The sequence below is a fragment of the Methylobacter sp. BBA5.1 genome, from assembly GCF_000746145.1.
Taxonomy (GTDB): Bacteria; Pseudomonadota; Gammaproteobacteria; order Methylococcales; family Methylomonadaceae; genus Methylobacter; species Methylobacter marinus.
Genome location: NZ_JQKS01000071.1, coordinates 1 through 4,118 on the forward strand (window position 1 = coordinate 1; position 4,118 = coordinate 4,118).

Consider the following 4,118-nt stretch of genomic DNA (forward strand, 5'->3'; position numbering starts at 1 on the left):
AACTGGTCGCTATGGCGAAGACGCCATCAAGCCGTTGCCCGTGCCTGCCATTACCGACGACGCAGGGAGAAAAATAATCTACAACTGTAGTACTAATTGAGCCGTTGAAGCTACCCGCTGAGCCAGACATGCCGCAGGTTGAGCCGTTGTTGATTGCACGGCCGGATGACCTGGATATGCCACCGAAGCCACCATCATCTGAACAAGTGACGCGCGATGATGAGGCAGAGCGCATCCGCCAGGCCAAACTGCAAATGTTCCAAGACGCCGTGAAAGCGAAAACGGGCGTACAAGTCATAGCTCCGCGCAGTGCCGGGTCAACAGTTAGCATGGATACGCCCAAAACCCGCGAAGAAATGCTGACCAGGCTGGCGGCAGTCCGGCAGCAACTCAGTTCGGCCGCATCGCGACAGGATGACCCTACAGCCGCGTATCAAAAGCAACTGGCTCATTTCCGTACTCTCGGTGGCGGGATGTCCTCGGACGCGTCTGCTCCATCGCTGCTGCAGACATCAACCGATGACACTATGACCGATGGCGGCAGCGGTAGCCGTTACACCCAATTCGCGGGCGGCAATGGCGACCGCTGGAAGCTCGGTTCTAAAACCGAAGCGCCGCATTCCCCGTATGAGCTTCGGGCCGGATTCGTGGTACCTGCCACGCTTATTTCCGGGATTAACTCCGAGCTGCCGGGGCAAATCATGGCACAAGTGGCGCAGAACGTGTATGACACACCGGTTGGTAAATATCTCTTAATCCCGCAAGGATCACGGTTAGTAGGAACATATTCGAGTGATGTCGCCTATGGTCAGGCCCGCGTCCTTGTCGCCTGGCAGCGCATTATATTCCCTGATGGTAAAGCGCTTGATATCGGTGCCATGCCGGGCGCAGACAGCGCCGGATATGCCGGATTCAATGATCTGGAGAATCATCATTATGTGCGTCTGTTCGGTTCAGCGTTGCTGATGTCGGCCGTGACTGCCGCCGTATCCTACAGTCAACGGCAGGATCAGGGAACATTCTTCGGCAGGCAGGACGCCGGCACGGCACTAAGCGAGGCGATTGGCCAGCAGCTCGGTCAGGTCACCGCGCAACTGATTGCGAAAAACATGAACCTTGCCCCAACCCTGGAAATTCGTCCCGGCTATCGCTTCAACGTGATCGTCACCAAGGACATGACGTTTTCCAAGCCTTATCGGGCATTTGATTATTAACGCCAAGAGAAATAAAGATGAAAAGAAAACCGAAAATTTTAGCCGCTAAAATTGCTCTGGCTCTGGCAGTATGGCCGCTTTCCATGCCCGCGACAGCCGGAATCCCTGTCGGAGACGCCCCCAACCTGTTTCAAACATCCATTTCCGCTTTTAACAACGTGCAGCAAACGCTCCAGCAGCTTATGGAATATCAGACTCAGCTACAGCAGTACGAAGACCAATTACGAAACACGATGGCGCCGGCGGCCTATATCTGGGATCAAGCCCAGTCCACGATTAACAACCTGATGAGCGCCACTGATACGCTGAACTATTACAAGACCCAGCTCGGCAGTATCGATGCTTACCTGAACAAGTTCGGGGATGTCGCTTATTACCGCGGATCTCCATGTTACTCGGCGGAAGGCTGTTCCGCTGCTGAGCGTGCGGCGATGGACGAAAACCGGCGCCTGGCTTCCGAGTCGCAAAAGAAAGCCAATGATGCGCTTTTCCGGGGTCTGGACAGGCAACAGGATGCACTCAGGGTCGATTCCAGCCGCTTGGAACAGCTTCAATCAGCCGCGCAAAGCGCAACCGGCAGGATGGAAGCACTTCAGTTCGCCAATCAGCTTGCCAGTCAACAGGCAAACCAGCTTCTGCAAATACGAGGCTTGTTGATCGCGCAACAAAATGCCATTGCCACCCGCAACCAGGCGTTGGCGGATCGCGAAGCCCAGGAAGCAGCGGCGGCCGTGCAACTGCGCTTGGGCAGCTATCGTCCCAGCCCGGCACGGATGTGGTAAGGAGGCCTAATGAAACCCAACAAGACTTTGTTTTTCGTTCTTTTTACGGCTTTGGTCGGCGCATGCTCTCCGGACCTTCCGATACAGGAAATACCGGTGGTCAACGATGAGAACTGTAAGCCCGAGAACATAAAAAAAATCAGCGACAAAGGCACACAGCAGAAATTCGCCTCGGAATGCCTGCGTCGCACCAGCAATTTCAAGCCCAGCGAAAAACGCGAATGGTGAGGTAGGGATATGAGGATGCCGGCCAACCTTAAAAACGCCGTATTAGTGATATTCCTGTGCCTGGCGTTTTTTGCGCTCGATGCTCATGCAGCCATAGACAATGCCGGTGTCATGGATAACGCCCTAGATCGCTATTCAGCAGCAGCGGCGGGCTGGGCGGATGTCATTACCAACGCGGCAACCTGGCTGTTCTGGACGCTCGTACTCATTTCCATGGTCTGGACGTTCGGCATGATGGCGTTGCGCAGGGCCGACATGGCCGAATTTTTCGCTGAATTGGTCCGCTTCACGATCTTTACCGGATTTTTCTGGTGGCTCCTGATCAATGGACCTTATTTTGCCTCCTCGATCTACAGGTCGTTGCGGCAACTTGCCGGCACCGCTACCGGCCTTGGTCACGGGCTATCACCGTCAGGAATTGTCGATATCGGTTTTGAAATCTTCGACAAGGTGCTGGACCAGTCCTCGTTCTGGACGCCGGTAGACAGTGCGGTTGGCATTCTGATGGCGCTGGGGATTCTGATCATCCTGGCGTTGGTCTCGATAAACATGCTCCTGCTCCTGGTCGCGGGCTGGATACTGGCCTATGGCGGCGTGTTCTTCCTGGGTTTCGGCGGATCCAGGTGGACTACGGACATGGCGATCAACTATTACAAGACTGTCCTGGGCGTGGCCGCACAGCTCATGGCGATGGTGCTCCTGGTAGGCATCGGCAAGACCTTCCTGGATGATTACTACAACAGCATGAGCGTGGGCATCAGCATTAAGGAAATGGGCGTCTTGCTGATAGTCACGATCATACTGCTAGTCCTGGTCAACAAAATTCCATCCCTTATCGCCGGCATCATCACCGGCGCCAGTGTCGGCGGTGCCGGCATCGGCAGCTTCGGCGCAGGTATGGCGCTTGGAGCGGCCGGCATGGCGACCGCAGAGGCGGCCACTGGTGGCGCCGCTATCGCGGCTGGTGCGTCCTCAGCCGCCGGTGGTGTGGCGGCCATCAAGGCGGCTTTCTCGAAGGCCAATGAAAATGTGGCAAATGGCACGGACATTCTTTCGAGATTCGGCAGCCCTTCAGATGAAGGTGGTTTGTCCAGTAGCGGTGTTGACAGCAGTATTGGCGGTACACCTTTCGCACAAGCCGCTGGTTTCGCTAGCGGCGCTCAGCTGGGCGGCGGCTCATCCGAATTCAGTACGCCTAACTCAGACAGCTCGAAAAACGACATGGCTGAAGGAAAGGACGCCAAGGGCAAAGTTAAAAAGGGTATCGACCAAGGCAAGGCCAGCAATTTCGAGCAGCAAGGCATATCGAACGGCACTGCCAAAAATAGCGGTTCGAGCGATCAACAAACCAGTTCTCCTGACAGCCCAAGCATACTGGCTTCTGTCGCCAAGACCGCCGGCACTGCCGGGCGAATTGCGGCTGATGCAACAGCCAATCTGGCGCAAGGCGTGACTGAAGTGGCCAAGGCGAAGGCGGCCAGCATGTCGGATGCGGCAATGGAGCGCATTGCAGAAACCACAGGCGGCAAGATCGCGGCCGCTATCAACGGACAAAGCAGCACTGACGTAATGGATATGCAAGTGTCGCAACAGCAGACTACCCCGACCTTTGGCAACAACAGCCTGGCTTCGGCGGAATCCATTGCGGCCGATCCCGAGTCCGAAGTGGCCGCTTTCCGTGATCGCGATAATAACCGTTACATCCTATAGGAAGAAATTCATGAAAAAGATAGCTGTTACCGTTGTTTTAACCGCATCGTTACTGGCGCAGCCAAGTCATGCAAGGGATTCATGCAAGTCGATGCTTTGTATGGCCGGCATGTTCCAAGGAGTGGGTGTCGTTGATAATTGCGAAGATGCGGTTCGCGACTACTTCAGTATTGTCAGGTTCGAC

Annotated in this window: 4 protein-coding genes; all 4 read left to right on the top strand. The window is 55.4% G+C overall.

The genetic code is table 11. From position 1 onward, the window contains the following. Nucleotides 1-128 precede the first annotated feature (128 nt). Genes EK22_RS21620 through trbL form a run of 4 tightly spaced genes read left to right on the top strand, consistent with a single transcriptional unit; the run spans nt 129 to nt 3,934 of the window. Complete coding sequence (locus EK22_RS21620; RefSeq protein ID WP_081918019.1) at nt 129-1,214, top strand: TrbI/VirB10 family protein; 1,086 nt, start codon at nt 129-131, stop codon at nt 1,212-1,214. Nucleotides 1,215-1,231: 17 nt separating this feature from the next. Further along, nucleotides 1,232-1,996, top strand: coding sequence for a P-type conjugative transfer protein TrbJ (gene trbJ / locus EK22_RS21625; RefSeq protein WP_036254368.1), 765 nt, complete (start codon nt 1,232-1,234; stop codon nt 1,994-1,996). Between the two features lie 9 nt (nt 1,997-2,005). Beyond that, nucleotides 2,006-2,224 (top strand): entry exclusion lipoprotein TrbK, encoded by a 219-nt coding sequence (gene trbK / locus EK22_RS21630; protein WP_036254370.1) that lies wholly within the window; start codon nt 2,006-2,008, stop codon nt 2,222-2,224. A gap of 9 nt (nt 2,225-2,233) precedes the next feature. Further along, complete coding sequence (gene trbL / locus EK22_RS21635; protein ID WP_200882645.1) at nt 2,234-3,934, top strand: P-type conjugative transfer protein TrbL; 1,701 nt, start codon at nt 2,234-2,236, stop codon at nt 3,932-3,934. Nucleotides 3,935-4,118 lie beyond the last annotated feature (184 nt).

Excerpts from the sequence above, each read along its gene's own strand:
- trbJ (WP_036254368.1), top strand. The coding sequence starts at position 1,232 with ATGAAAAGAAAACCGAAAATTTTAGCCGCTAAAATTGCTCTGGCTCTG.
- EK22_RS21620 (WP_081918019.1), top strand. The coding sequence starts at position 129 with ATGCCGCAGGTTGAGCCGTTGTTGATTGCACGGCCGGATGACCTGGAT.
- trbL (WP_200882645.1), top strand. The coding sequence starts at position 2,234 with ATGAGGATGCCGGCCAACCTTAAAAACGCCGTATTAGTGATATTCCTG.
- trbK (WP_036254370.1), top strand. The coding sequence starts at position 2,006 with ATGAAACCCAACAAGACTTTGTTTTTCGTTCTTTTTACGGCTTTGGTC.